24 protein-coding genes are annotated in these 23,979 nt (G+C 66.5%); 13 read left to right on the top strand and 11 right to left on the bottom strand.

Annotated elements, in window-relative coordinates; genetic code table 11:
* Positions 1-281: 281 nt before the first annotated feature.
* The 3 genes from EF294_RS22510 to EF294_RS19895 form a co-directional block, all read right to left on the bottom strand.
* Entirely contained in the window at positions 282-404 is a 123-nt protein-coding gene (locus tag EF294_RS22510; RefSeq protein ID WP_281276023.1) for a hypothetical protein, read from the bottom strand.
* Positions 405-648: 244 nt separating this feature from the next.
* Complete coding sequence (locus tag EF294_RS19900) at positions 649-1,104, bottom strand: nuclear transport factor 2 family protein (protein WP_123932742.1); 456 nt, start codon at positions 1,102-1,104, stop codon at positions 649-651.
* On the bottom strand, positions 1,101-2,324 hold the full coding sequence (locus EF294_RS19895) for a cytochrome P450 (protein ID WP_185091168.1): 1,224 nt from the start codon (positions 2,322-2,324) through the stop codon (positions 1,101-1,103). Before EF294_RS19895 ends, EF294_RS19900 begins: the two co-directional genes overlap by 4 nt.
* 421 nt (positions 2,325-2,745) lie before the next feature.
* On the opposite strand from EF294_RS19895, the gene EF294_RS19890 reads away from it, so the two are divergent.
* The 4 genes from EF294_RS19890 (at position 2,746) to EF294_RS19875 (ending at position 5,584) form a co-directional block, all read left to right on the top strand.
* Positions 2,746-3,909, top strand: a complete 1,164-nt coding sequence (locus EF294_RS19890) for a steroid 3-ketoacyl-CoA thiolase (RefSeq protein WP_123932738.1) — start codon at positions 2,746-2,748, stop codon at positions 3,907-3,909.
* A 4-nt stretch (positions 3,910-3,913) separates the two neighbouring features.
* The gene (locus tag EF294_RS19885) at positions 3,914-4,399 is read left to right on the top strand and encodes a nitroreductase family deazaflavin-dependent oxidoreductase (protein WP_123932736.1); all 486 of its coding nucleotides are present in this window, start codon (positions 3,914-3,916) and stop codon (positions 4,397-4,399) included.
* A gap of 122 nt (positions 4,400-4,521) precedes the next feature.
* On the top strand, positions 4,522-4,644 hold the full coding sequence (locus EF294_RS22505; RefSeq protein WP_281276022.1) for a hypothetical protein: 123 nt from the start codon (positions 4,522-4,524) through the stop codon (positions 4,642-4,644).
* Complete coding sequence (locus EF294_RS19875; RefSeq protein ID WP_246007986.1) at positions 4,604-5,584, top strand: glycosyltransferase family 2 protein; 981 nt, start codon at positions 4,604-4,606, stop codon at positions 5,582-5,584. Before EF294_RS22505 ends, EF294_RS19875 begins: the two co-directional genes overlap by 41 nt.
* Here the strand turns inward: EF294_RS19875 and EF294_RS19870 are convergent.
* The 4 genes from EF294_RS19870 to EF294_RS19855 all read right to left on the bottom strand — a co-directional run bounded on the left by EF294_RS19870 (position 5,476) and on the right by EF294_RS19855 (position 10,831).
* Complete coding sequence (locus EF294_RS19870; protein ID WP_123932734.1) at positions 5,476-6,834, bottom strand: condensation domain-containing protein; 1,359 nt, start codon at positions 6,832-6,834, stop codon at positions 5,476-5,478. The two genes, EF294_RS19875 and EF294_RS19870, sit on opposite strands and share 109 nt — an antisense overlap.
* A complete protein-coding gene (locus EF294_RS19865) occupies positions 6,831-8,201 on the bottom strand; it encodes a condensation domain-containing protein (protein ID WP_246007985.1) in 1,371 nt (456 codons plus the stop codon). The genes EF294_RS19870 and EF294_RS19865 overlap by 4 nt, the downstream gene beginning before the upstream one ends.
* Positions 8,202-8,281: 80 nt before the next feature.
* Positions 8,282-9,757, bottom strand: coding sequence for a condensation domain-containing protein (locus tag EF294_RS19860; RefSeq protein WP_123932730.1), 1,476 nt, complete (start codon positions 9,755-9,757; stop codon positions 8,282-8,284).
* Between the two features lie 54 nt (positions 9,758-9,811).
* On the bottom strand, positions 9,812-10,831 hold the full coding sequence (locus EF294_RS19855; RefSeq protein ID WP_123932728.1) for an alpha/beta hydrolase: 1,020 nt from the start codon (positions 10,829-10,831) through the stop codon (positions 9,812-9,814).
* A gap of 261 nt (positions 10,832-11,092) precedes the next feature.
* Between EF294_RS19855 and EF294_RS19850 the strand changes: the two genes are divergently transcribed.
* The 5 genes from EF294_RS19850 to EF294_RS19830 all read left to right on the top strand — a co-directional run bounded on the left by EF294_RS19850 (position 11,093) and on the right by EF294_RS19830 (position 16,718).
* Complete coding sequence (locus EF294_RS19850; protein ID WP_123932726.1) at positions 11,093-12,085, top strand: ATP-binding cassette domain-containing protein; 993 nt, start codon at positions 11,093-11,095, stop codon at positions 12,083-12,085.
* Positions 12,082-12,951 (top strand): ABC transporter permease, encoded by an 870-nt coding sequence (locus tag EF294_RS19845; protein ID WP_123932724.1) that lies wholly within the window; start codon positions 12,082-12,084, stop codon positions 12,949-12,951. Before EF294_RS19850 ends, EF294_RS19845 begins: the two co-directional genes overlap by 4 nt.
* Positions 12,948-14,285: a condensation domain-containing protein gene (locus EF294_RS19840; protein ID WP_123932722.1), complete on the top strand. Its 1,338-nt coding sequence runs from the start codon at positions 12,948-12,950 to the stop codon at positions 14,283-14,285. The genes EF294_RS19845 and EF294_RS19840 overlap by 4 nt, the downstream gene beginning before the upstream one ends.
* Complete coding sequence (locus EF294_RS19835; RefSeq protein WP_123932720.1) at positions 14,282-15,526, top strand: glycosyltransferase; 1,245 nt, start codon at positions 14,282-14,284, stop codon at positions 15,524-15,526. The genes EF294_RS19840 and EF294_RS19835 overlap by 4 nt, the downstream gene beginning before the upstream one ends.
* A 121-nt stretch (positions 15,527-15,647) precedes the next feature.
* Positions 15,648-16,718, top strand: coding sequence for a DUF5685 family protein (locus EF294_RS19830; RefSeq protein ID WP_123932718.1), 1,071 nt, complete (start codon positions 15,648-15,650; stop codon positions 16,716-16,718).
* A 20-nt stretch (positions 16,719-16,738) separates the two neighbouring features.
* On the opposite strand, the gene fadD8 is transcribed toward EF294_RS19830, so the two are convergent.
* Positions 16,739-18,376 (bottom strand): fatty-acid--CoA ligase FadD8, encoded by a 1,638-nt coding sequence (gene fadD8 / locus EF294_RS19825; RefSeq protein ID WP_123932716.1) that lies wholly within the window; start codon positions 18,374-18,376, stop codon positions 16,739-16,741.
* 159 nt (positions 18,377-18,535) lie between these two features.
* Between fadD8 and EF294_RS19820 the strand changes: the two genes are divergently transcribed.
* Positions 18,536-19,192 carry a GNAT family N-acetyltransferase gene (locus EF294_RS19820; protein ID WP_123932714.1) on the top strand — a complete coding sequence of 219 codons (657 nt, stop codon included), beginning with the start codon at positions 18,536-18,538 and terminating at the stop codon, positions 19,190-19,192.
* A gap of 27 nt (positions 19,193-19,219) precedes the next feature.
* Here EF294_RS19820 and EF294_RS19815 read toward each other — a convergent pair whose 3' ends face one another.
* From EF294_RS19815 to EF294_RS19805, 3 genes are read right to left on the bottom strand one after another with little or no spacing between them, the layout of a single operon-like run.
* Positions 19,220-19,591: a DUF8021 domain-containing protein gene (locus tag EF294_RS19815; protein WP_123932712.1), complete on the bottom strand. Its 372-nt coding sequence runs from the start codon at positions 19,589-19,591 to the stop codon at positions 19,220-19,222.
* Positions 19,592-19,622: 31 nt separating this feature from the next.
* Positions 19,623-20,522 carry an SDR family oxidoreductase gene (locus tag EF294_RS19810; protein WP_123932710.1) on the bottom strand — a complete coding sequence of 300 codons (900 nt, stop codon included), beginning with the start codon at positions 20,520-20,522 and terminating at the stop codon, positions 19,623-19,625.
* 55 nt (positions 20,523-20,577) lie between these two features.
* Positions 20,578-21,387, bottom strand: coding sequence for an SDR family oxidoreductase (locus tag EF294_RS19805; RefSeq protein WP_185091167.1), 810 nt, complete (start codon positions 21,385-21,387; stop codon positions 20,578-20,580).
* Between the two features lie 74 nt (positions 21,388-21,461).
* On the opposite strand from EF294_RS19805, the gene echA20 reads away from it, so the two are divergent.
* Genes echA20 through EF294_RS19790 form a run of 3 tightly spaced genes read left to right on the top strand, consistent with a single transcriptional unit; the run spans position 21,462 to position 23,978 of the window.
* On the top strand, positions 21,462-22,232 hold the full coding sequence (gene echA20 / locus EF294_RS19800; protein WP_123932708.1) for a (7aS)-7a-methyl-1,5-dioxo-2,3,5,6,7,7a-hexahydro-1H-indene-carboxyl-CoA hydrolase: 771 nt from the start codon (positions 21,462-21,464) through the stop codon (positions 22,230-22,232).
* Position 22,233: 1 nt separating this feature from the next.
* Positions 22,234-23,223 carry a CoA transferase subunit A gene (locus tag EF294_RS19795; protein WP_123932706.1) on the top strand — a complete coding sequence of 330 codons (990 nt, stop codon included), beginning with the start codon at positions 22,234-22,236 and terminating at the stop codon, positions 23,221-23,223.
* The gene (locus EF294_RS19790; RefSeq protein ID WP_123932704.1) at positions 23,220-23,978 is read left to right on the top strand and encodes a CoA-transferase subunit beta; all 759 of its coding nucleotides are present in this window, start codon (positions 23,220-23,222) and stop codon (positions 23,976-23,978) included. The genes EF294_RS19795 and EF294_RS19790 overlap by 4 nt, the downstream gene beginning before the upstream one ends.
* Position 23,979 lies beyond the last annotated feature (1 nt).

The raw sequence follows: 23,979 nt of genomic DNA, 5'->3' as shown, positions 1-23,979 counted from the left end.
ACGGTGCTGCAGCAGGACCACTCATAGCGCAAATCATACCGAACATATAGACGTCTATTTTCGAGACACACCACTAGCGCTCCGCGACGCTGGCTACACCCCGGGGGAGATCGAGGCCACGCTAGCGGAAATCGGCGTACGCACACCATCGCTCGATGGCTCCAGCGCCCCGACGAACTGTTCACTGCCGCCCTCGACGCAAGAGAAGACGTGACAGGGGAAGGTACGAACCAGCACCCCTACGCTCGACGCCGTTCGCCACGATCGCGGTCGTGCCAGGCTCAGTCTCGGCGCACCGCGGCGTTGATGTGGTCGGCGATATCCGAGAGCGGTACGGTCCCGCCGTGGACTCGGGCGCCGGCAGGGTACGGCGCGACGACCGCCTGGGACGCGCCGGAACTCATGTCGGGCGACAGTCGCTCGAAGTGTCGGGCGCCAGCATCGTCCGCGTACTCGAACGCGATGAAACCTGTTCTGGCAGAATGCGGCAGACCGGGAAAACCCGGATCATCCATGTTTTTTGAACACCAGGAGCCCGTCGCGCGCTCCATCGCTCACAATGGTCCCACCCGGAACGACAAAGTAGGGGAAGAAGATTCTTCCCCTACTTTTCGTGGTTCGTGCGCCTCCAGCGGGTGAGAGGAACCGCTAAGCCGGACGGACCGAGTTTATCGTCCTTTCGACCTCCCAGAATGCCCGCAGCGCAGCGAGTTTCCCGTTCTCATCGGCGCGGTAGGTGAACACACCGTGGGCTTCGGAGACGTGACCTGCGATATGGGTGACGATCTTACCCACATAGGCGACCTCGTTGCCGCAGATGATCTCGTCGCCGAAAACGAACTCGATGCTCTCAGTGGTCGCTATCGACAGATCCCAGAACTCCGAGATCCGTTGATGCCCTGTGAATCCGATGCCCTCGGCGTCGAACATCGACGGGCCCACCGGGTCTTCGACCCTCGCATCGGCGGCGAAATTGTCCACCCATGCCTGCTTGTCGCGCGCCTCAACGAACTCACGCGAGCGCCGTCCGGCGACCACCGCCGGATGGTTCTCCCGATCAATGTTCAGATACGCCGGCGCGGTCCCGGAATCGGAATGAGTCACTTCGTCCCGTAGTCGACACGGAGTTCCTTGACCCCATTGATCCAACCATGCCGAAGCCGACGCGGTGCCTCGAGCCGGCTGATATCGGGCACCAGGTCGGCCAGCGCGTTGAACATCAGGTTGATCTCCATCCGCGCCAGGTTCGCACCGACACAGAAGTGGGCACCGTTGCCGCCGAAACCGACGTGCGGGTTCGGATCTCGCAGGATGTTGAAGTCGTAGGGGTTCTCGAAGACCTCGTCGTCGTAGTTCGCCGAACCATAGAACAACCCGACGCGCTCGCCTTTGGCGATGTCGACACCCCCGACCTGCGTGTCGCGCGTGGCGGTGCGCTGGAAACAATTGACCGGCGTGGCCCAGCGGACGATCTCGTCGACCGCGGTGGCCGGCCGCTCCCGTTTGAACAGCTCCCACTGATCCGGGTGCTCGAGGAAGGCGTTCATGCCGTGGCTGATCGCGTTGCGCGTGGTCTCGTTGCCGGCGACGGTCAACAGGATGAAGAAGAAGCCGAACTCGGCCTCGTCGAGCGACTGGCCCTCGATATCGGCGTTGACCAACACGCTGACGATGTCGTCAACGGGATTCTTCCGGCGTTCCTCGGCCATGTTGTAGCCGTAGCCGAGGATCTCCGCCGACGCCATCTGCGGGTCCTCGCCGAACTCCGGGTCGTCGTAGTTCATCATGTTGTTCGACCAGTTGAAGAGCTTGACCCGGTCTTCCTCGGGCACACCGAGCAGATCGGCGATAGCCAGCAACGGCAGGTCCACGGCCACATCGTGGACGAAGTCTCCGGTGCCCTGTTCGGCCGCGCGGGTCACGATCGTGCGGGCCGCGTCGTCGAGCTTGTCCTCGAGCGCCTGCACAGCGCGCGGTGTGAATGCCTTCGACACCAGCTTGCGCAACCGCGTGTGATCCGGCGGATCGTGGTTGATCAGCAGAGCCTTGGTGACATCGAGCTGCTCCTGGGGCATCTCGTCGTCGAAACGCATGATGACCCCGTTCGACGCCGTCGACCAGTCGGCGTTGTTCTTCGAGATCTCGCGGACATGGGCGTGCTTGGAGATCACCCAATAGCCGCCGTCATGGAACCCGCCGCCCTTGCCCTCGCGCTGCGCATTCCACCACACCGGTGCCGTCGAACGCAGGGCTGCGAACTCCTGGACCGGAAGCCCCTGCTCGAGCAGGTCGGGGCTGGTGAAATCCCAGTCCTCCTGCGTCATGAACGGGCTACTGTCCGCGTCTTCCGTTGGCGGCGTCGCCCCGTTCGGCGACTCCCCCGCGGAAGCGGTGACGGTCTTGACCACTGCCACACCACCTGTCGTTACCTGTAGTGAGATGAGAACGGATTTCGGTCTCACTTGTGCGATCCACGGTACACAAGAAACTGGGGAATCACGAGAACCTGTTCTACTTTTTTCTGGACGGTCGCCCCAGTCCAACCCCTCAGTGCAGTGTTGGGCGACCGTCCCACTTCAACTTTCCTAGACTCTTGTCCAGGAAATTGTCGCTTTCACCCCTTCCTCGGCCCGTCGTCCTCGCGCCATCGGTCCCGAGGCTGGACACAAACAAGAACATGTTCTAATTTAAGCGAGACAGTGCCGGTAGCCAGACGGCAGCGAACCTCGGAGGAGAGGAACCACCATGGGTGTTCCGGTGATCGTGGAAGCAGTGCGGACGCCGATCGGAAAGCGGGCCGGATGGTTGTCTGGTCTGCATGCCGAAGAACTCCTCGGGATGACCCAGCGGGGACTCATCGAACGGGCGGGCATCGACCCGGCCTTGGTCGAGCAGGCGATCGGCGGCTGTGTCACCCAGGCCGGCGCCCAGGCGGGCAACATCACCCGCAAGGCATGGCTGTCTGCGGGCCTGCCCGAACACACCGGCGCGACCACGATCGACTGTCAGTGTGGGTCCGCGCAGCAGGCCAATCATCTGATCGCCGGACTGATCGCGACCGACACCATCGAAATCGGCATTGCCTGCGGCGTCGAGACCATGACGCAGGTACCCCTGGGCGCCAACGTCGGGACCGACGCCGGCCCCTACCACGCCGATTCGTGGCATGTCGACCTGCCCAACCAGTTCGAGGCCGCAGAGCGCATCGCGCGCCGACGCGGCATCACCCGCTCCGACATCGACGCGCTCGGACTGCGGAGCCAAGAGCGTGCGCGAATCGCTTGGAACGAAGGACGTTTCGACCGCGAGGTACTCGCGCTCAAGGCACCGGAACGCACCAAGGACGGTGAACTCACCGGCAACATCCTCGACGTCGTCCGCGATCAGGGGCTGCGCGAGACCACCGCGGAGTCGCTGGCCGGCCTCAAGCCGGTGATCGAGGGCGGCATCCACACCGCCGGGACCGCATCGCAGATCTCCGATGGCGCCGCGGCGATCCTGCTGATGGACGAGGGTCGTGCACGAGAGCTGGGCCTGACCCCCCGTGCTCGTCTGCGCGCGCAGGCGCTCACCGGCGCCGAGCCGCACTACCATCTCGACGGTCCGGTCCAGGCAACTGAACGAGTACTAAGCAAGGCCGGAATGTCGTTGTCGGACATCGACCTCGTCGAGATCAACGAGGCATTCGCCTCGGTGGTGCTCAGTTGGGCCCAGGTTCACGGCGCCGACATGGACAAGGTGAACGTCAACGGCGGAGCGATCGCACTCGGACATCCGGTGGGCAGCACCGGTTCGCGATTGATCACCACCGCCCTGCATGAACTGGAACGCACCGACAAACAGACCGCCCTGATCACGATGTGTGCGGGCGGGGCCATGGCCACCGGCACCATTCTGGAACGCATCTGAACCCGTGGACGCGAACAATCGTCCGCGCCAGCTCGATTCACCCGTTGTCGCGCGACTGATCAAGGTGGGCTCGCGGCTCAACACGATGGTCTACCGGGCCACGGGTGGTCGCCTGGGCAACACGTGGCGAGTCGGGGCGGCGCTGCACAAGCCGGTTCCGGTGTGTCTGTTGACCACGACCGGCCGCAAGACGGGCAAGGCCCGAACCGCACCGTTGCTCTATCTGCGCGACGGTGAGAACTTCGTCGTGGTGGCCTCGCAGGGCGGACTGGCGCACCATCCGGCGTGGTATCTCAACCTGCGCGCCGATCCGGCGGTGACCATCGAGGTCGGGCGCGATCGGCACGAGTTGCTGGCCCGCACCGCCGATGAGGCCGAACGCGCACGCCTGTGGCCGAAACTCGTTGATGTGTATGCCGATTTCGACACCTACGACGCCTGGACCGAGCGTGAGATCCCGGTGGTCATCTGCGAGCCCGCCACCGACTGACACCGCATCCACGACCGTCTGCAGGCTCACCGACCCCCACTCGCGAGCGCACGGATCACCGAGCCCGACCAGCGGTCGAGGAACACTCGGCGATCAGCGGCCTGGGCCCCAAGGGAATCGCCTTGCAGAAGAACGCCCTGGTCTACACCTCGCAACGCCGCCAACAGGCGTTCGGGATCAAGGGTCTACTCGAACGGTATTCGGGTGACCGCAGTTCCACCGACCTCGCCGCCGACGTCCGCTGAGCCCCGCGTGGCGGTGATCGTGCCGGCCTACAACGAGCAGCGTCTGATCACCTCGACGCTGCGCACGCTCGACCCCCAACGTTTCGACACTGTGCTGGAACGTCAACTGCTGAGCGGCTTTCGGGTCATCGTCATCGACAACAGCAGCACCGACGCCACCGCGGAGGTGGTCGAGAAGTTCATCGCCGAGGGCACCCGCCGGCCGTTCGAGCTGATCACCGAGACGCAGAAGGGGCTCGGGTCGGCCGTCGACACCGGCGTACGGCACGCCATCGACACCGGCGCGGTGTTCGTCGCCCGGACGGATTCGGATTCGGTCCCCGATCCGACGTGGCTGCACGAGCTGCTCCAGCCGCTGCTGGCCGGCCGGCGACTCGTCGGGGGCCGGTTGCGGGCACGCCACGACGAGCCGTACTCACCGGTTCCCTACGACCTGCTCGGCCTGCTGTGGCGAGTCGGGCACCTGCAACAGAAGTGGCGGACCCGACACGAACCTCCGTATGCGCAGCGGACTTTCGGGGTTGTCGGCCCGAACTGCGCCTTCGACACCGAGGTCTACCTGGCCGCAGGCGGTTATCCGCGGCTGCCTCTCGTGCAGGTTTCCGAGGACTGGGAATTGCAGCAGCGCGTACGCAAGGTCGCACCGAAGTCCGCGGTGGCCCTCGCACCCCGTGCCATCGTCCGCACCTCCCAGCGACGGGTACGGCATCTGGGCACTCGTGGGAACTCGGCGTGGTACGCCGAGTTCCCACCGGGGCGGACGAGCCGACCTCGTGGAGTCGACGGGTCAGGCGATCGACATCCGCTGCGCCATGACGCCGGTGCGAGGCCTCACGTCATGCCGTGCGCCTGCGAGCCAGGCATGGAGACGCGGTCGACGAATTCGCTGATCACCGAAACCGTCTCGGACAGAACGGCGTCGATGATCTTCTCGGCCTGATCGGTGTCGGGATGACGGACCCGCACATGGATGCCGCTCTCGTCGCGCCACAGCCACCACTGCGCATTGTCGGTCTCGTGGTCACCGGAGAGCTGACGGACCTCGACGCCGTCGGCCGGTGTGTACCAGCGGGTGTAATCCACGTAGGACAGCATGAACACATCGTCTCGGCTGCGGCGCAACCGATCTCCGAAGGTCTGATAGACCGGGGTCAATCCGATCTCGGCCAACGGTGTCGCCTCGGCCAGCCGACGCGCGTTGATCCGGCTGAGCTCCAACGGATCACCACCACATGCGACGCGCATCGGGATGTTGTCGACCACCCAGCCGACGAAGCGTCGGTCCGTCTGGGGTCCGGCCGGGATGATCGTCGGCATCTCCTCCGGACCTCCGGACCGATGGACGGCCACTCCGATGGCGGTCAGCAATGCCGAAAGCGTACGGCCGCCGTGGCGTCGGATACCGGCACTGAGTTCGGGGGCGTCGTCGGCGGACACCAGCGTGCGCATCGCGGTGCGCATCGGCTTGCGCTCCCCCGGGCCGACACCGAGATCCAACGGGAAAACCGGTATCTGCCAGTCGGACTGCTCGAGAAAGCGTTCCCACCCGGCCAGACGCGGATCGTCGCCCGGCACCGCCGGCTGTCGAATGTGGGCGCGCACCTCGTCGAGACCCGATGTGACAGGTCGCAGGGGGCGTGCGGCGAGAACATCGGTGATGTCGGCGGCGATCACCGTCAACGACCGGGCGTCGACGTAGGCGTGGTCGAAGGCACAGATCACCGTCGTCGAATCCGGCCGGCAGACGGCGGAGAAGAAATGTCCGCCGGGACGGAGCGGATTGCACGCCGATGCGGTCCGTCGCAGGACCTCGTCGGTGAGTGCCTGCGGGTCCCAATGACGCGCATCGATCTCGTCGTCGACCACCGTCGGGACGTCCCGATGGTGATGGCGCACATAGTCATCCCCGGCGACGAAATGACTACGCAGCGCGTCGTGGCGTGACATCACCTCCGATACCATGCGCCGCAGCAGTTCCCTGGGCACCGACCGGGGCAGATCGATGACCAGGGTCATCCAGCCCGGATGCCCGGCCCGCACCGAGTCGAGATGGAAGCGCTCGTTCTCCGAAACCGCCATGGCGGCCGGTGCGCCGGTCACCGCCGACCCATTCGCCGCCCCGGTCTCCGGCACCCACTGCACGAAGTGTCCCGGTTTCACCGAATAGTGTTCCAGGCTCGCCAGTTTCATGCCGTCATCCCGGTCGATCCGGTGGGCTGTGCGGAGCGCTCGGCCCCGGCGGCGAAGTCGTGCAGGATCTCGGCGATCGCGTCGAGGTAGGCGCCGACGTTCCTACGGGCGGTCTCGTTGTCCGGGATCTGCGTCTCGACCGTCAGGCAGTCGGTCATCCGGCTCACCCAGAGGTTGGCGTTCTTGGTCTTTCCGACTCCGGGAAAGCCGACCGTGGTTCGCACCGTCGGGTCCTCGACCCCTGGTAGGCGACGATGATCGATATAGGTCACCATCTGTGGCGAACCCGTGATCGGCGGCAACTCACCGGCCTGCGCCAACACCCCGAGTACCGCACCCACCGGTGCGGCTGCGGCGGACCGCGCGTGGCGGACGGCGTCGGTGGCCGCCCCGATCAGCGACACGAAGTCGGCGTCGGGGTCGACCTCGAAGCAGATCGGGGCGAAGTTGCACAGCCAGCCCTGGGTCCGTTCGTGCCCGGGGGGACGCGTCGCCAGGACGGTCGTCGTGCAGAACAGGCGGTCACCGGTCACCGCGAACTGCGCCGATGCCATTGCCGCGTACAGGCATCCGGTGAAGGTCTGGCCGGTTCCGGCGAGTCGCTCGTCGATCCGGGCGGCGTCGGCGGCGTCTATCAGATCGCGGCGGGCGCGGACCGCCGGTACCGCGGCGGTACCGCCGTCGAGTCCGAGGTCCAGCGGCGAGGTCGGAACACCGCCCTTGGCCCGCAGTGCCGTCCGCCAGGTGTGGACGCTGTCGTCATCGGCGGCGACCGACCCGGCCGACATCGCCTCGGCCCGGATGAAGTCCGCGTACTTGCCGACCGACGGCAGATCCGCGGACTCGCCGTGCACCCGTGCCCGGTAGAGCGCGACTATCTCGGCGAGCGCGAGCCACACCGAGTATCCGTCTCCATGGACATGGTCGGCCCCGACATAGAACGTGAAGCCCCGCTCACCCGCCGCGGCCCCGAATGCCATGGCGGGTACCGAATCGAAGTCGGTCAGCGACGTGATGCGTTGCGCCGCATACTCGCCGACCGAAGCGTCATCGAGGATGAGGTCGGGGTCCGGCACGGTGGTGATCATCTCGACCGAATCCGGTGGTGCGACGACGCGGGTGATCCCCGACTCGTCGACGACGTAATGCGCACGCAGTTCCTCGTGACGGCGTACGAAGTCGGTGAGCGCCTGCGCCATCGCCTCGGCGTCGAGCGGCTCGTCGAATCGAGTGAGGGAACCGATGATCGCCCGATGCGGTTCGCCGCGCAGACGAGCGGCGACAGCGGTCGCGAGGTGATCGGACTGCAGGAAGGTTCCCGCACCCGAGGGCGACGAGCCGAGTCTGGCCCGATCCGGGGAGCGCATGGTCCACTCCACGACGGACCCACCCGGAAACGGCTCGCGCAGAAGCGGTCCGAGCTCACCGGGTGGCGAGAACCGCACCGTCACCGGCGCCGGCCGGTTAGTGCGGAGGCATCGGCGAGGACGACCGGGCAGTCGCCGTCGGCGATCACCGAGCGCAGTATGGCGTGGAACGTCGAGAGGAAGGCCTCGACCGCAGCACCCTGAGGACCGGCGGTGAACCGCGCGGAGACGTTGAGGCCGTCCGGGATTCGGTTGATCCAGAAGTAGACCTCGTCGGCGTCGGCGGTGGCGCTGCGCAGGACGCGAGCATTGCGCGCGTCCCACTGATCGGCGCCCTCGGCACGTCGCAGGTCGATGTAGGAGATGACGAATCCCGGCGGGGTCACGTCGCCGCCGATCAGGTCGGCGATCGGGGCGAACGGGGCGCTCCCGGCGTCGCGGTACCGCCCGACACTCGCCGCCACGGCGGGCAGGGCCGCACCGAATGTGGTGGCACCACCCAATCGGGCGTGCATAGGGATCACACCGACGAACCAACCCACCGCCTCACCCCACTGGGGACCGGTGCGGGTGTGGACGGGACTGATGAAGCGTAGATCGTCGGCTCCGCTGCAGGCCGCGCCTGCCATCGTCAGCGCCGTGTACACACCGACCGCCATCGAGGTGCCAGCGGCCTTGCACACCGCGTCGAACGCCTTGGTCTGGGCCGGGTCGAGCAGATAGGTCGACAGGCTCGACTGGTATCCCTCGTCGGGGCTGCGGGGGCAGGTGATCGTCGGGTTATGGCCGGCGGGAACCTCGAAACGCGGGAAGGTCGGCATGGGTCCGGGCTGTGCGACCGACGTCGAGGTCTCGAAGAACTCGCGCCACAGGGTGACCGCGGTGTTGTTGGCATCGATCTGCTCGCCGAGATCGCGTTCGGCGTCGGCGAAGTCGAGGTAGCTGCCGTAGTCCAGCAGATTGTGCGGCGTCCCGTCGAGCGCGGCCTCGTACAGGGTGGTGAGCTCGCGGATCGCGAAGACCTGTGTGTAGGCGTCCATCACGGTGTGGTCAGCGGCGAAGATCAGCAGAAAGCGATCGTCGTTACCCGGTTCGACGGTGACCGCAACGCAATGAGGCCAGCGCAGCGGTGACACGGTGCTGTTGAAGTACTCCTGGACGCAAGCTTGTGCCTCTTCGGCCGTCATGGCGTCACCGAGCGCACTCGTACGGACCGAGATCGCCTGGGGTGTGGTGGTGATCCTGGTCAGATCGTCCTCGGGTCCGGTACCGGCATCGGTGCGCACCGACGACCGGAACGCCTCATGCCTGCGGTACCACTCCTCGATGGCGGCCGCGAGTGCCTGTCGATCGAGGGGGCGGTCGATCATGAACGCCGTGCCGATCCATTCGCTGTACCAGTCGTCGCCCATCGTCTGGGCACGACGCGCGTGCTCGAGGTGCATGTAGGACAGCCGCCGCGGATCGGGCTGCCAGGCGGTGGCGTCGGCGGTCGGCTCCCACGCGGTCACCCGACCGCCGGGAATCCGATAGTCGGCGAGTTCTGTGTATTCCATCGAAATCTCCGGTAATGGTCGCGTGAACGGGACGGAGCAATTATTGAAAGCGCATCAACTGTTCAGGCCGTGAGCAATGGTGGGCCAACTCTGCCTCTGCTGGTCGCGCCAGTACGGCCAGGAGTGCGTTCCGGGATCGACGTATCGAATCGTCGCGGGAATGCCCGAGGCGACGAGTCGGGACTGCAATTCCCGCGTACACAGGTAGGTACCGAATTCGATTCCGCCACCGACGACCTGGCGATTCGCCGGGTCACCGTTACCCGGATACCCCGGCTTGTCGTACTTGCCGGGCATCCCGGTACCGCTGGAGATGTAGACGGTCGTGCCGCGCAGATTGCCGGCCAGCGACACCACATCGTGCGCGGCCCATCGGGGATCGTTCGGCGGGCCCCACATGTTGTCGGGGTTTCCGCCGAATGCGGTGACGATACCCCGCGGATAGGCCTGTCCGGCCAGGCCCGTGGTGGTGTAACAGCCGCTGTAGGAGGCCACCACGCGGTAGAAACCCGGATGACGTGCGGCGAGCACCAAACCGGCACCCGCACCCATCGAGATGCCCGCGATTGCGCGTTTCCCGTTTCCGTTGAATGCTTCGTCGATCAGCGGTGGCAGTTCGTCGATCAGGAATGTTTCCCATTGGTAGCGACCAAGTTTGGGATCGTCACGTTCCCAGTCGGTGTACAGACTGCCGTTGCCCGCCAGCGGCATCACGACGTTGACGTTCTTGTCGGCGTAGAAACGCCGGGCGTCGGTCTTGCGCAACCACATGCTGTTCTGCGGATCTTCTTCACCGAGTCCGCTGAGCAGGTACAGCGACGGACGTGGCCGGTCGGCGTGTGCCGGGGTGAGCACCTGCACCTTGATCGTCTTGCGCATCGCCGGGGAGTACACATAGAGCGCGGTGAGGTCGGTCCCCTCCGACGCGGTCCGTTCGATCGTCGCCTTCTGCGGCGCCGCATGGGCCGACCCCGGGTCACCGACGACCCCGGTCATCACCGCCGCAGCGACAACCAGAAGACCCGCGTAAACGCGGAAACGACGCCGCGAACGGCGACCAGAATCACCCGACAAATCAGCACCTCACGAACAGTGGACAACCGAGAAATGTGGCTCCGATAGACCGCAGCACGCTCAAGATAACCCGAATCCGCGGTTTTCGTCACAATTTCTTTCTGCGGATCAATGAATTACCTTGTCGAACCACGTGGGTCTTTCTGCAAGATTCCTGCGAAACCGCGCGCGGTGTCAAACCAAAGCTGACTTTGAATGGCACGGAATCGCCGAGATCTCGTTAGGCTACTCACCACAATCGCGTGGAGAAAGGAGGCCGGCATGGTCGTTTTGCCTCCGACCGCCATCGAGGCCGCGTCGTTGCGCAAGACGTTCGGGCGGGTCACCGCGGTCGACGAGGTGTCCCTGTCGGTCCCGACCGGCTCGGTCTGTGGGCTGCTCGGCACCAACGGTGCAGGTAAGACCACCACCGTCCGCATGCTCTCGACACTTCTCCGTCCCGACGGGGGCAGCGCGCGCATCTTCGGGCGCGACGTGGCGACGCAGGGCACCGCGGTGCGCTCCCTGATCGCATTGACCGGTCAATATGCGTCATTGGACGAAGACCTCAGCGCCGAGGAGAACCTGCGATTGTTCGCCGAGTTGCGCGGGTTCAGCAAGGCCCGCGCGCGTTCTCGCGCCGATGATCTGATCGGACAATTCGGACTTTCCCACGCCGCGAGTCGCGCGGTTTCCGGCTATTCCGGCGGAATGCGCCGCCGTCTGGATCTGGCGTGTTCCCTGATCACCGCGCCCCCGCTGCTGTTTCTCGACGAGCCCACCACCGGCCTCGATCCGGCGACCCGGGCGCAGGTGTGGCAGGCCGTGCGTGAGCTCGTCTCGGGCGGCACCACAGTTCTGCTGACCACTCAGTATCTCGACGAGGCCGACAAGCTGTCGGATTCGATTGTCGTGATGGATTCGGGACGGGTCGTCGCCGAGGGCACCGCCGATACCCTCAAGGAACGCATCGGTACCAAGTCGCTGCACGTGATCATCACCGACCCCGCACAGCTCTCACGAGCGGCCGGGGTCTTGCAGCACTGCCTGGGTACCGAGGTCGCGCAGGTCAGCGGCGAAGCACGGCTGTCGGCGTCGATCACCGATCCCGGGCTGGCCGCTCGCGCCGTCGCCGATCTGGAGGCCGCGTCGGTCGGCATCGTCGAATTCTCGGTTCAGCGCCCGACACTCGACGATGTGTTCTTCGCCCTCATCGGCGACCCGGCGACACATGACACTGCCGGAAACGAGATCTCGTGGCCGGACGCCTCATGACCGAAGACGTGCTGGGTGCCCGCACCTTCGAGACCGACGACGCCATCGACGTGGCACCGACCCCGGCGGCCGGGATCGAATGGCCGATCACCCCGCTCGATCGAGTGCCGCTCACGCAGGCGCTACGGCAGATCCTCGCCCTGGCGCGGCGGGGTTTCCTGCGGATGCGCCACTCGCCACAGGGCCTCATCGACGTCGTCGTCGTACCGATCGTCTTCACCGTCATGTTCGCCAACATCTTCGGCGGTGCGGTCGCCGGTGGCGTCGGGAATTACCTGCAGCTCTTGGTTCCCGGTGTGTTGGTGTCGGTGTCGGTGACGACGTCCATCGTCACCGGAACCCAACTGCGCGAAGACATCGACAGCGGTGTCTTCGACCGGATCGTGTCGATGCCGATTGCTCGCATCGCTCCCCTGGCGGGACTGCTGATCGCCGACACGGCGCGCTATCTCATCGCGACCACGGTGTCCCTGGCGGCGGGTCTGGCCATCGGATATCGACCGACCAGCGCGCTCGGCGTACTACTCGGCATGATCCTCGTCGTCTTCGCCGCGTTCTCGTTGAGCTGGATCTTCGCCCTCATGGGTGTGCTGCTGTCCAAGGTATCGGCGATCCAGGGCATCTCGATGCTGATCCTCATGCCGATGACGTTCACCTCCAACGCCTTTGTGCCGACCTCGACGATGCCCGGGTGGCTCGGGGTGATCGCCGAGATCAACCCGATCTCACACCTCATCTCGTCGTTTCGTGCGCTCGCCAGTCATGGGCAGTTCACCGCGGATGTCGGATGGACCCTCCTCGGCTGTTGTGTGATCCTGGTGATCTTCGCCCCCGCCACCCTGCGCGCCTACCTCACACGCCTATGACCAACCACGACAAGGACACCCGACGTCCTACCACCGAACGCCCCGGCTCCGAGCGTCTGGGCACCGACGACGACCTGTTCATCCGCATGGAGCACGCCCTCGGACTCGGTGTCATCAACCAGGGGTTGTGGCGATTCGACGGACGTCTCGATCCGGATGTGTTGTCCGCCCTGGCAACCCGACTGCGGTACGGGCGGCTGTCCCGCCTGGCACGACGCCGTCCACCCCCGGTCCGCGACCGCTGGCATTACACACCGGCGGCCGGGATGACCCACTTCGAGGACGAGCCCGTCGCCGAGGGTGACGCCGTGGCGTGGGCACGACGGCAGGCCGAGCGCGGGGTCGACAGCGTCGCCGGACCGGCGTGGCGACTGACCGCCGCGTACTCGGCGGACCGACGCACGACCTTCGTGTCGCTGATCGCCGCGCACGCCGTCGCCGACGGGTGGTCGATGGTGACGGCGGTCGAAGAAGCCGTTCTCGGAACCTATTACGCCGTCACCACCGAGCGGGTGGGTGCACTCGACGACGTCGTCGACGGTGTGCGGACCGCCGCGCGGGCCGCGCTGGCCGCGGGTCGGCTCATCGCCGGCACGGTCGGATCCCGGCGCGGGCCCACCCCCACCGGTCCGGTACGACCACCGGGACTCATCGCGGAGGACCCCTGTGCAATCCTGCTGAGCATCCCCGCCGACGACTACGCGCGTGCGTTTGCCCGTGCGCAGGGCAGCGCGAACGCGTTGTTCGTCGCGATCATGGTCGGACTGCTCGCCGAAGCCGGCATCGTTGGACCCGATGACGTTGTTCCCGTGTCGATTCCGGTGTCGATGCACTCCGATGGGGACCGTCGGGCCAACGCCACCACCGGGACAACCGCGCAGATCCGGGCATCCGACGACCGCTACCACGATCTCACCGCGATCCGGGTGGCCTGCAAGGAGGCCTACCGCAGCGTGCACGCCGGCACGTCCTCCATGGTCCACCTCTCGCAGGTTGCCCAGGCGCTCGGCGACCGACCGGTGCGACGCCTGGCCGCCAACGGCTCGACGCCGATGTGCCTGGCCTCCAACCTCGGCGAGTTGTCACCCGAATTCTGCAGCCTGGGAAGCGGACTCGACGCCGAGATCGCGGTGCGCGCCTTCACCGGTCGGCCGGCGGGCACGGCCGACTTCGGTGGCGGGGTGAGCGGATGGGTCGGCGTCGGTCCGCGCGCGATCGGGTTGGCGGTGACGTCGCTCGATCCGCGGCTGGCCGCCGATGACGCCGCCCTGGCGGTCCTGGTACGCGCCGAGTTGAAGCGATGGGAACTCGAGGCGAGCGAGTGGGGCGAATGAGAATCGCCTTCGCGCTGCACGGCAGCCGCGGCGACGTCCAACCGGCGGCCGCGGTGGCCGCCGAATTGGTGCGGCGTGGCCATTCGGTACGGCTGGCCGTGGCGGCCGATCTGGTGGAACCGTTTGCGCGAACGGCGATTCCGACCACCGAACTCTGTCCGTCGACGGCGGATCTGCTCGCCAGTCCACTGATCCGCAACGACCTCAAGTCGCTGAATCCGCGTACCCGTTTCCGGGCGTTGCGTGAGGTCAGCGCGTACGGGGTGGACCAGTCCGAGCGGGTGATGGCCGAGCTCGCCGACGATGCGGACGTCCTCGTCACCGGTCTGCTCGCGCAGGACCGGGCCGCGACCGTAGCCGAGAGCCGCGGGATCGCGTTTGTGCCGCTGCACTACTGCCCGGTGCGTGTCTCCGGGTCGGTGTCGCCGACGTATCGCACTGTGCCGCGAGCGGCCTCACGCATGGTGTGGACGCTCGCCGACCGGATCATGTGGCTCTCGACCCGCGGCGCCGACCGCCGCCTGCGCGCACGTCTGGGGCTGCCGCCGGATCGGCGACCGTTCAGTAGACGTCTGCGCGAGAACGGCATCCCCGAGGTCCAGGTGTACGACCCCGCCCTGTTCTCCGACCTGCCGCACGAGTGGGGACCGCAGCGGCCCTTCGTCGGATTCCTGTGCCCGGACAAGGAGATCCGTGCGGCGATCAACGACGGGCTGGACCGGACCGATGCGGCCATCGGTTTCGCCTGCTCGGGGCCGCCGCCGGTCTATGTCGGTTTCGGCAGCATGCGAGCGCCCCGGGATCGGATGGAGTTCGTCGTGACCACCCTGCTTGATCACGGTCTACGCGTGATCGCCCACACCGATCTGGATCTCCTAGTGGCGGATTCGCGCCTGTTCCGGGTATCCGGAACGGTGGATCACGAAGCACTGCTTCGGCATTGCCGCGCGGCGGTGCACCACGGTGGTGCCGGGACAACGGGTTCGGTTCTACGGGCGGGTATTCCGTCGACGGTCGGATGGTTCAGTGCCGATCAACCGATCTGGGCTGCCGCGCTACGCCGGTGCGGTGCCGGTACCGGGAATCGCCTGAGTCGAATGACCGCTGCCGACCTGTCGGCGCTGACCGACCCGGGTGTGCAAGCGGCCGCACGTAGGATCTCCGAGCGACTCCTCCCCCTGAATCATGCGGTCGACGCCGCGTGCGAGATCATCACCAACGCCGCGGCGTCCATGGCCTGACGGTGCCGACCCCGAACGGCGTCGGCCCCCGACCAGCGTCGACCGCCCGGTGTCGGCCGCCCGAAGGACACGGCGGCGACTCCGGTGGTGTCGAACCGCGGCGTGATGCTTGGATGGCGACATGTTCGGGGTCCTCACACCATGTCGCCACCGCCTGGGAGACGAACTCGCCGACCGGTGGCGCGCACACCTGTGCGGGTTGTGCCTGGCGCTGCGCGACGGTCACGGTCAGGCCGCGCGGCTGACCACCAACACCGACGCGGTGATGATCTCGATCCTCGCCGAAGCCCAGCGCAGCGGTGGGGCGGCGACCGCACGAGCGGGACGGTGCCCACTTCGGTCGCTGCGCATGGCCACGGTGGTCACCGCCACCGACCCGGGTATCCGGCTGGCCGCCGGCGCGTCACTCACCTTGGCCGCGGCCAAGGCCGACGATGTCCGCGCCGAAGGGCGCCTCGGGCTCGCGCCACACTCGCCGATGAGGTCGGCAACCGCCGGGGTGATCGGATCCCGGTTACATGCGGCGGCCTCGAATGCCCCGGTCCTCGACGCCGAGCGTATCCTGCACATCCTGCATCGCCAGTCCGAGATCGAGTGCACGGCAGCATCTCTCGGTGAGATCACCGATCCCAGCGGCCGGGCGTGCGCCGAGGTGTTCGCAGCGACCGCCGATGCCTCGGGGATGCCGGACAACCGCGCCGATCTCGAAGCCATCGGCTACGACTTCGGGACGATCGCCCATCTGCTCGACGCCGTGGACGACTATCACGCCGACGCTCTCTCCGGCGCGTTCAATCCGTTGCGCGCCACCGGAACCGAGGTGACCGCAGCGCTGACCGAGTGTCGCGACCGACGCAACCGGATCACCGAGCGGTATTCACGGCTCCGACTCGACGACGACCGGTTGCTGCGGGCGGTGCTCCTCGACGGTCTGCGGCACGCGATCGCCCGCCGGATGCATGCGCGGACCCGGTGGCCCGCCACGCGGCCACCGGACTTCCCCGACTCCTGGCCCTATCCCCCGCCATTCCCACCGAACCGGCGATTTCGTGATCGTCTCGGCCCGTTCCTGTGGACCGGCTGCACGGGCCGGGCGTGCTGCACCGACCACTGGAATCACTGCAGCGACAAATTCAGCAGCCCCTGCTGCACCGACGACTGCGGGGATTGCTGCGACTGTGATTGCACCTGAACGCTTTCGGTCGATGCCGCTCAGCCGACCCCACGGCCGGCCGACTCCCAGAACTGTGCGCGCAGCGCCTTCTTGTCGGGCTTGCCCAGCGCGGTCAACGGCAGCGCGTCGGCGAAGATCACCTGCTTGGGCGATTGCACCGCACCCTTGCGTTCCTTCACCGCGCCCTGGATCTCGCCGGCGATCCGCGCCCGTCCGTGGTCGTCGGATGCGGCGTCGGCACGCAACACGACGACCGCGGTAACCGCTTCCCCCCATTTGTCGTCGGGTACCCCGATGACGCCGACCTGCGCGACGGAAGGATGTTCGGCGACAACATCTTCGACCTCTCGCGGAAAGACGTTGAAGCCGCCGGTGACGATCATGTCCTTGGTGCGGTCGACGATATACCAGAAGCCGTCGTCGTCTTCCCGGGCGACATCACCGGTCCGCAGCCATCCGTCCCGGAAGGTCGCCGCGGTCTGCTCGGGCAGGCCCCAATAACCGCCGGCGAGAAGCGGTCCGGCCACACAGATCTCGCCGGGCTCGCCCGGCGCGACGGGCGCGTCGTCGGGGCCGAGGAGCGCGGTGTGCAGGAAGGCCGACGGCCGGCCACAACTCGACAGTCGGCGGGTGTCCTCGCCCGGTTTCGGATGATCGTGCTTACCGAGGTAGCTGATCACCATCGGGGCTTCGGACTGCCCGTAGTACTGGGCGAAGATCGGGCCGAAACGTTCGATCGCCTCGGCGAGCCGCACCGGATTGATCGGCGAGGCACCGTAATACACGGTTTCCAGTGACGAGAGGTCACGTGTCTTCGAGTCGGGATGATCGAGGAGCGCATAGAGCATCGAGGGCACCAGCATGGTGGCGCTGATCCTCTTCTCCTCGATCGTCGCGAGCACCTGCCCGGGGTCGAACTTCGACAGCACGATCATCGTGCCGCCCTTCATCAGCGTCGGCACGAAGAACGCGGCACCGGCGTGCGAGAGTGGCGTGCACATCAGAAACCGTGGCCGCTCCGGCCATTCCCACTCCGAGAGCTGGATCTGGGTCATCGTCGCCATCGCCGACGCGGTTCCGATGACGCCCTTGGGTTTCCCGGTGGTCCCGCCGGTGTAGGTGATCGACACAACGTGATCGCCGGGCAGGGTCGCCGCGCTGAGCGGGCGGGGCGAGAAGGTGTCGGCCTCGGCGATGATGTCGCGACCGTACGCGGACAATTCTTCCGGCACCGGCCCCAAGGTGAGGACCTGCTTGAGATGCTCGACGCGGTCCATCAGCGCCACCGCCCGCTCGACGAACATCGGCACCGGATCGATGACCAGTGTGGTGACCCCGGCGTCGGAGAGCACGTAGGCGTGATCGTCGAGCGAGCCGAGCGGATGCAGCGCGGTGCGCCGCCAGCCCTGGGTCTGCCCGGCACCGATCACCAGGAGTACCTCCGGGCGGTTGAGTGCCAGGAGTCCGACGGCAGTTCCCGATCCCGCCCCCACCGACTCGAACGCCTGCACGTACCGGCTGACCGCGTCGGCCATCTCGCCACCGGTGAGTTCGGTATCGCCGAGCTCGAGCACCTTGTGGTCGCGATGCCGTCGCAGCGCCGCGACCATGAGATCACCCAGATGGACCCCGCTGCGCAATGGATCGTATTCGGTCACAGAGCTGTCCTCAGTCATAGGATAAGACTAGGACGTGTTTCAGAACCGAGAAAGGGTGTAGCGAATATTCGTCGTGGACGTGCATAGATAGCAGCAGATCGCGGAGTGAATGGGACTAGAACACGTTGCAGATCCGGTGCGCCCTCATGGGCGTCGACTCCGCACTAGGATCGAGTCATGACTGACCTAGACCTGGCGACTTCCCGTCGCGACATCACCGACGCACTCCTGACCGCTCTCGAGCGGCGCCACGAGGTTCTCGACACCATCGTCGAGGCCGACAACCATTCCGATGCCGTCGCCGCGATCGCCGAATTGCTGGACAAGTCCCAGCTCGGCGCCGAGGCGATCCTCGACATGAAACTCGATCAGCTCACCAAGGACGAGCGGCGCAAGAATCAGGCCGAACTCGACGACCTGAACTCGGCGCTGACGTTCACCCTCGCCGAGCGACCGGCCTCCAGCGGTGACACCCTCGATCTGCGCCCGTTCTCCCCGGAGGCGGACGCCGACCTTTTTGCCACGCGCACCGCCGAACTCGGCGTGGCCGGCGACGGCTCAGGTGCTCCCGCAGGCGATCTGGCCGAGGAACTGAACAAGGCCACCGCGCGCGTCGACGACGAGGAAGCCGTCTGGCTCGTCGCCGTCGAAGGCGAGTCCAAGGTGGGCTTTGTTTTCGGCGAGTTGACCTCCGGCGAAGTGGACGTGCGCATCTGGATTCATCCCGAGCATCGCAAGAAGGGGTACGGTACCGCCGCCCTGCGCAAGTCGCGCTCGGAGATCGCCGCCTACTTCCCAGGTGTACCGATGGTGGTGCGGGCGCCGGGCGCCTGAAAACTCTCCACGGGCGGGTCGGTGCGCTCAGCCGACCCGCCGGGGCAGCCCGAACCGGGCGACGATCGCTCGGATGCGGGTGTCCTCGTCGATGACGAAGGTTTCCGACACCGGCGCCGCCAGTCCCAGCATCTTCGGCGTGACGTGTACGAGGTAGCGGGTGCAGACGCTATGTCCGTCGACCGTGGCCTCGAATCCACTGACACGGTGGATCAACCGGAACTGCGGTCCACGTTCGAGACTGCGCGCGATATGCGGTCCGTTACGCCCGGTCTTGACGCCGAATTCGACTCGGGTGCACTCCGGATGCAGGCCGACCCCGCTCGCGTCGTGACTGACCAGTGCGTCGACATAGGCGCGTGCCGCAGCGATACGGGCTGCCGCCACGGAGTCGGTCATGGTTCCCCCAAGAGATATCTGCCCTACGGTGTCAGCGCACGCCGTAGACCGGCATCGGCACCGGTGCCTTTCCGATGATCTCGGCGATCACCGGGCCGAGTTCGGACGATTCCCAGCGCGCACCCTTGTCTCGTTCGACGCTACGCTGCCAGCCGTCGGTGATCGAGATCTTGCCGCCTTCCACCTCGAAGACCCGCCCGGTGACCTCACTCGACTGCGGCGAGGCGAGCCAGCACACCAGCGGCGAGATGTTCGCCGGGTCCATCACGTCGAAGGAGCCGTCGTCGGGAGCGGCCATCTGCGCGGCCATCGCCTCGCCGGCACCGAGGGTCATCGCGGTGCGTGCCGCCGGTGCAATCGCATTGACCGTGACACCGTAACCGCTCATCTCGGCGGCCGCCTGAACCGTCAGCGCCGCGATACCAGCTTTGGCGGCAACGTAGTTACCCTGTCCGACCGAGCCGTACAGGCCGGCCCCGGACGAGGTGTTGACGACGCGGGCGGCGCGCGGGCTGCCGGCCTTGGCCTGTGCCCGCCAGTAGGCGCCGGCATGACGCAGCATCACGAAGTGCCCCTTCAGATGGACACGGACCACGGCGTCCCACTCCTCCTCGGCCATCGAGACCAGCATGCGGTCACGGACGAATCCGGCGTTGTTGACCAGGACGTCGAGTGCGCCATACTCCTCGACGGCCGTGGCGATGATGCCGGCCGCTGTGTCCCAGTCGGCGACGTCTCCGGTGGCGGCAATCGCGTCCCCGCCACTGTGACGGATCTCGTTGGCCACCGCGTCGGCGGCCTCGGGTATGAAGTCGTTGACGACCACCTTGGCGCCGTCGGCGGCAAAGGCCACCGCATGCGCCCGGCCAATGCCCTGACCGGCACCGGTCACCACGACCACACGACCCGCATTGGACGCGCTCTCAGCCACTGTTGTTGTCCTCTCAGATGTTTCGGTTCACAGCTCTTGGTTGGTACGGATCAGATCAGACGTCGTTGCCGGCGTTGGCAGCGGCGAGGAAGGCCGGCAGTTCGCCACCCCCGTGGACGGTCAGTGTGGCGCCGGTGATGTAGCAGGCCAGTGGCGAGAGCAGGAAAGCCGCGGCAGCGCCGACATCGGCGGGGCGCGCCATGCGGCCCATGGGAATCGTCCGGCCGACCGCGGCGATGCCCGCGTCGTCGCCGTAGTGCAGGTGGGCCTGTTCGGTTTCGACCGGTCCGGCAACGATCGAGTTCACCCGAACCCGGGGCGCCCATTCGACCGCGAGTGAGGTGGTGAGACTGTCGAGTCCGGCCTTGGCGGCCCCATATGCCGACGTTCCCGGCGACGCGCGATGGCCGCTGACGCTCGAGATGTTGACGATCGCGCCACCGCCCTTCTGGCCATGCATGACGGCCTGCGCCGCGCGTGCCACGATCAGCGGCGCAAGCAGATTGAGTTCGACGATCTTGCTCGCGAAGCGCGGTGAGGCGTCGGCTGCCAGTGCGAACGGCGACCCACCCGCATTGTTGATCACGCCGTCGATCCGACCGTAGGTCTCCACGATTCGCGCAAAGGTGCCGGCCACGGCGTCCTCGTCGCGCACATCGCACGGCAGAAACGTTGCAGTGGAGATCGATTCGAGCGCGTCACTCGAATGCCGAGCGCAGGCCACCGGGGTCGCGCCGAAGTCGGCGAGGGCGGCAACGATGCCGAGTCCGACACCCCTGGCACCGCCGGTCACCACCACAACGCGTCCGGCTAGCCCAAGGTCGTATCGGCCCGGCTGTCCGGACACCTGTGCCGCTGTCGTCATGGGTGCTACCCTACCAAAGAACCAAGCAATTGCTTGGTTGGTTTTCTTCAGCCCTTCGCGAGAGGAGCACGCGCATGTCGATCACCACTACCCGCACCGATGGCGGGGTCGTCACCGTCACCGTCGACTACCCACCGGTCAACGCCCTGCCGTCGGCGGCGTGGTTCGACCTCGCCGACGCCATCACCGCAGCGGGCAACGACCCCACCACGCACGTGGTGATCCTGCGCGCGGAGGGTCGCGGCTTCAACGCCGGTGTCGACATCAAGGAAATGCAGGCCACCGAGGGATTCGGGGCGTTGATCGCTGCCAACCACGGCTGCACCGCGGCGTTCAGCGCGGTCTACGACTGCGCCGTTCCGGTGGTCGTGGCGGTCAAGAATTTCTGCGTCGGCGGCGGGATCGGACTGGTCGGCAACGCCGACGTGATCGTCGCCTCCGAGGGTGCGGTCTTCGGTCTTCCCGAAGTCGATCGCGGGGCACTGGGCGCCGCCACACATCTGGCGCGCCTGGTTCCCCAGCATATGATGCGCACGTTGTATTACACGGCTCAGAATGTCACCGCCGAGCAACTCCTCCACTTCGGCTCGGTCCATCGGGTGGTAGCCGCCGACGAACTCGATTCCGCGGCACTCGACATCGCCGAGAAGATCGCCGCCAAGGACACCCGGGTGATCCGCGCGGCGAAGTCGGCGATCAACCACATCGACCCGGTGGACGTGAAGGCCAGCTACCGCCTCGAGCAGGGATACACCTTCGAACTCAATCTGGCCGGCGTCGCCGACGAACACCGCGACGAGTTCGTGTCGACCGGCAAGGCCCTCAACACAGGAGGACACGCCTGACATGGCAGCCACACCCACTGCGTCAACGCCCACCCCATCAATACCCACCGCAGCCACACCCCCTGCAGCCACACCCACCGACAAGACGAGCACGCTCGACGACGTCATCGGCGAGTTGCGCGACGGGATGACGATCGGTATCGGCGGGTGGGGTTCGCGGCGCAAGCCGATGGCACTCGTCCGGGCGTTGGCCCGCTCGGCGGTGACCGATTTGACCATCGTCACCTACGGTGGTCCCGATCTCGGATTGCTCTGTGCTGCAGGAAAAGTCCGGCGGGTCTACTACGGCTTCGTCTCCCTGGACTCGGCACCGTTCTACGATCCGTGGTTCGCCCACGCCCGCACCACCGGCGCCATCGAGTCACGCGAGATGGACGAGGGCATGGTCAAGTGCGGTCTGCAGGCCGCCGCGGCCCGGTTGCCGTTCCTGCCGATCCGGGCCGGACTCGGCTCCGACGTGCCGGCGTTCTGGGCGGACGAGCTCAAGACCGTCGAGTCCCCGTATCCCGACCCCGACGGCCGCACACAGACACTCATCGCGATGCCCGCCCTGCGACTCGACGCCGCCTTCGTCCACCTCGACCTCGCCGATACCCACGGCAACGCCGCCTACACCGGCGTCGATCCGTACATGGACGACCTGTTTTGTGCCGCCGCAGCGCGCCGCTATCTGGAGACCGATCGACTCGTCGACACCGAGTTTCTCGTCAACTCTGTACCTGTGCAACGTCTTCTGCTCAACAGGATGAATGTGGACAGAGTGGTGCATACCCCGAACGGCGCGCATTTCTCCCTCTGCGCCGGGAGCAGCCAAGATGTTGCTGCCGCAGGCGACTACCGCCGCGACGAAGCGTTCCAACGGTTCTACGTCGAGCAGGCCAAGGACGCCGACGCGTGGGCCGCGTTCCGTACGCGCTTCCTCGACGTCGACGAACCCACCTATCAACGCGAGGTCACGGCCTGGCGTGCCGAGCAGGAGGACCGCAAGTGAGCACCGCGACCACCGGGGTCACCCGGGCCGAGTACTGCGTCGTCTCCTGCGCCGAGATCTTTCGTGGCGCAGGCGAGATCATGGCGTCGCCGATGGCGCCGATCCCGCTGCTCGGAGCGCGCTTGGCGCGCCTGAGCTTTGCGCCCGATCTGCTCATCACCGACGGGGAGGCATTGATCCTCGCCGACACACCGGGCATCGGGAGAACGGGTCCCATCGAGGGGTGGATGCCGTTCTCCAAGGTATTCGACGTCGTGGCGTCGGGTCGGCGCCATGTGGTGATGGGCGCCAACCAGATCGATCGCTTCGGCAATCAGAACCTGTCGGCGTTCGGCCCATTGCAACACCCGACCCGGCAGATGTTCGGCGCCCGTGGCGCGCCCGGCAACACCATCAACCATCCGACGAGTTATTGGGTCCCAAGGCATTCGGCACGTGTGTTCGTCGACGCCGTCGACATCGTCTGCGGCCTCGGCTTCGACAAGGTCGATCCCGACAACCCCGCCTTCGACGACGTCGCCATCGCTCGCGTCGTCACCAATCTCGGAGTCTTCGACTTCGGCGGGCCCGACCACACGATGCGGGCACTGTCACTACATCCCGGGGTGAGCGCCGAGGAGGTCGCGGAGAACACCTCTTTCGAGATCGACGGACTCGCCGAGGCGCCGACAACGCGGGAGCCTTCCGGCGAGGAACTCCGCCTGATCCGGGATGTGCTCGATCCCAAGGGTGTTCGCACCAAAGAGGTGCGGTGAG

Source organism: Gordonia oryzae, assembly GCF_003797185.1.
In the GTDB taxonomy this organism is placed as follows: Bacteria; Actinomycetota; Actinomycetes; order Mycobacteriales; family Mycobacteriaceae; genus Gordonia; species Gordonia oryzae.
The sequence above is the reverse complement of the archived record's forward strand: the minus strand, read 5'-3'. Positions and strand labels throughout refer to the sequence as shown.

Excerpts from the sequence above, each read along its gene's own strand:
- EF294_RS22510 (WP_281276023.1), bottom strand. The coding sequence starts at position 404 with ATGAGTTCCGGCGCGTCCCAGGCGGTCGTCGCGCCGTACCCTGCCGGC.
- EF294_RS19895 (WP_185091168.1), bottom strand. The coding sequence starts at position 2,324 with ATGACGCAGGAGGACTGGGATTTCACCAGCCCCGACCTGCTCGAGCAG.
- EF294_RS19890 (WP_123932738.1), top strand. The coding sequence starts at position 2,746 with ATGGGTGTTCCGGTGATCGTGGAAGCAGTGCGGACGCCGATCGGAAAG.
- EF294_RS19870 (WP_123932734.1), bottom strand. The coding sequence starts at position 6,834 with ATGAAACTGGCGAGCCTGGAACACTATTCGGTGAAACCGGGACACTTC.
- EF294_RS19865 (WP_246007985.1), bottom strand. The coding sequence starts at position 8,201 with ATGCGCTCCCCGGATCGGGCCAGACTCGGCTCGTCGCCCTCGGGTGCG.
- EF294_RS19860 (WP_123932730.1), bottom strand. The coding sequence starts at position 9,757 with ATGGAATACACAGAACTCGCCGACTATCGGATTCCCGGCGGTCGGGTG.
- EF294_RS19850 (WP_123932726.1), top strand. The coding sequence starts at position 11,093 with ATGGTCGTTTTGCCTCCGACCGCCATCGAGGCCGCGTCGTTGCGCAAG.
- EF294_RS19845 (WP_123932724.1), top strand. The coding sequence starts at position 12,082 with ATGACCGAAGACGTGCTGGGTGCCCGCACCTTCGAGACCGACGACGCC.
- EF294_RS19840 (WP_123932722.1), top strand. The coding sequence starts at position 12,948 with ATGACCAACCACGACAAGGACACCCGACGTCCTACCACCGAACGCCCC.
- EF294_RS19835 (WP_123932720.1), top strand. The coding sequence starts at position 14,282 with ATGAGAATCGCCTTCGCGCTGCACGGCAGCCGCGGCGACGTCCAACCG.
- EF294_RS19830 (WP_123932718.1), top strand. The coding sequence starts at position 15,648 with ATGTTCGGGGTCCTCACACCATGTCGCCACCGCCTGGGAGACGAACTC.
- fadD8 (WP_123932716.1), bottom strand. The coding sequence starts at position 18,376 with ATGACTGAGGACAGCTCTGTGACCGAATACGATCCATTGCGCAGCGGG.
- EF294_RS19820 (WP_123932714.1), top strand. The coding sequence starts at position 18,536 with ATGACTGACCTAGACCTGGCGACTTCCCGTCGCGACATCACCGACGCA.
- EF294_RS19815 (WP_123932712.1), bottom strand. The coding sequence starts at position 19,591 with ATGACCGACTCCGTGGCGGCAGCCCGTATCGCTGCGGCACGCGCCTAT.
- EF294_RS19805 (WP_185091167.1), bottom strand. The coding sequence starts at position 21,387 with ATGACGACAGCGGCACAGGTGTCCGGACAGCCGGGCCGATACGACCTT.
- echA20 (WP_123932708.1), top strand. The coding sequence starts at position 21,462 with ATGTCGATCACCACTACCCGCACCGATGGCGGGGTCGTCACCGTCACC.
- EF294_RS19795 (WP_123932706.1), top strand. The coding sequence starts at position 22,234 with ATGGCAGCCACACCCACTGCGTCAACGCCCACCCCATCAATACCCACC.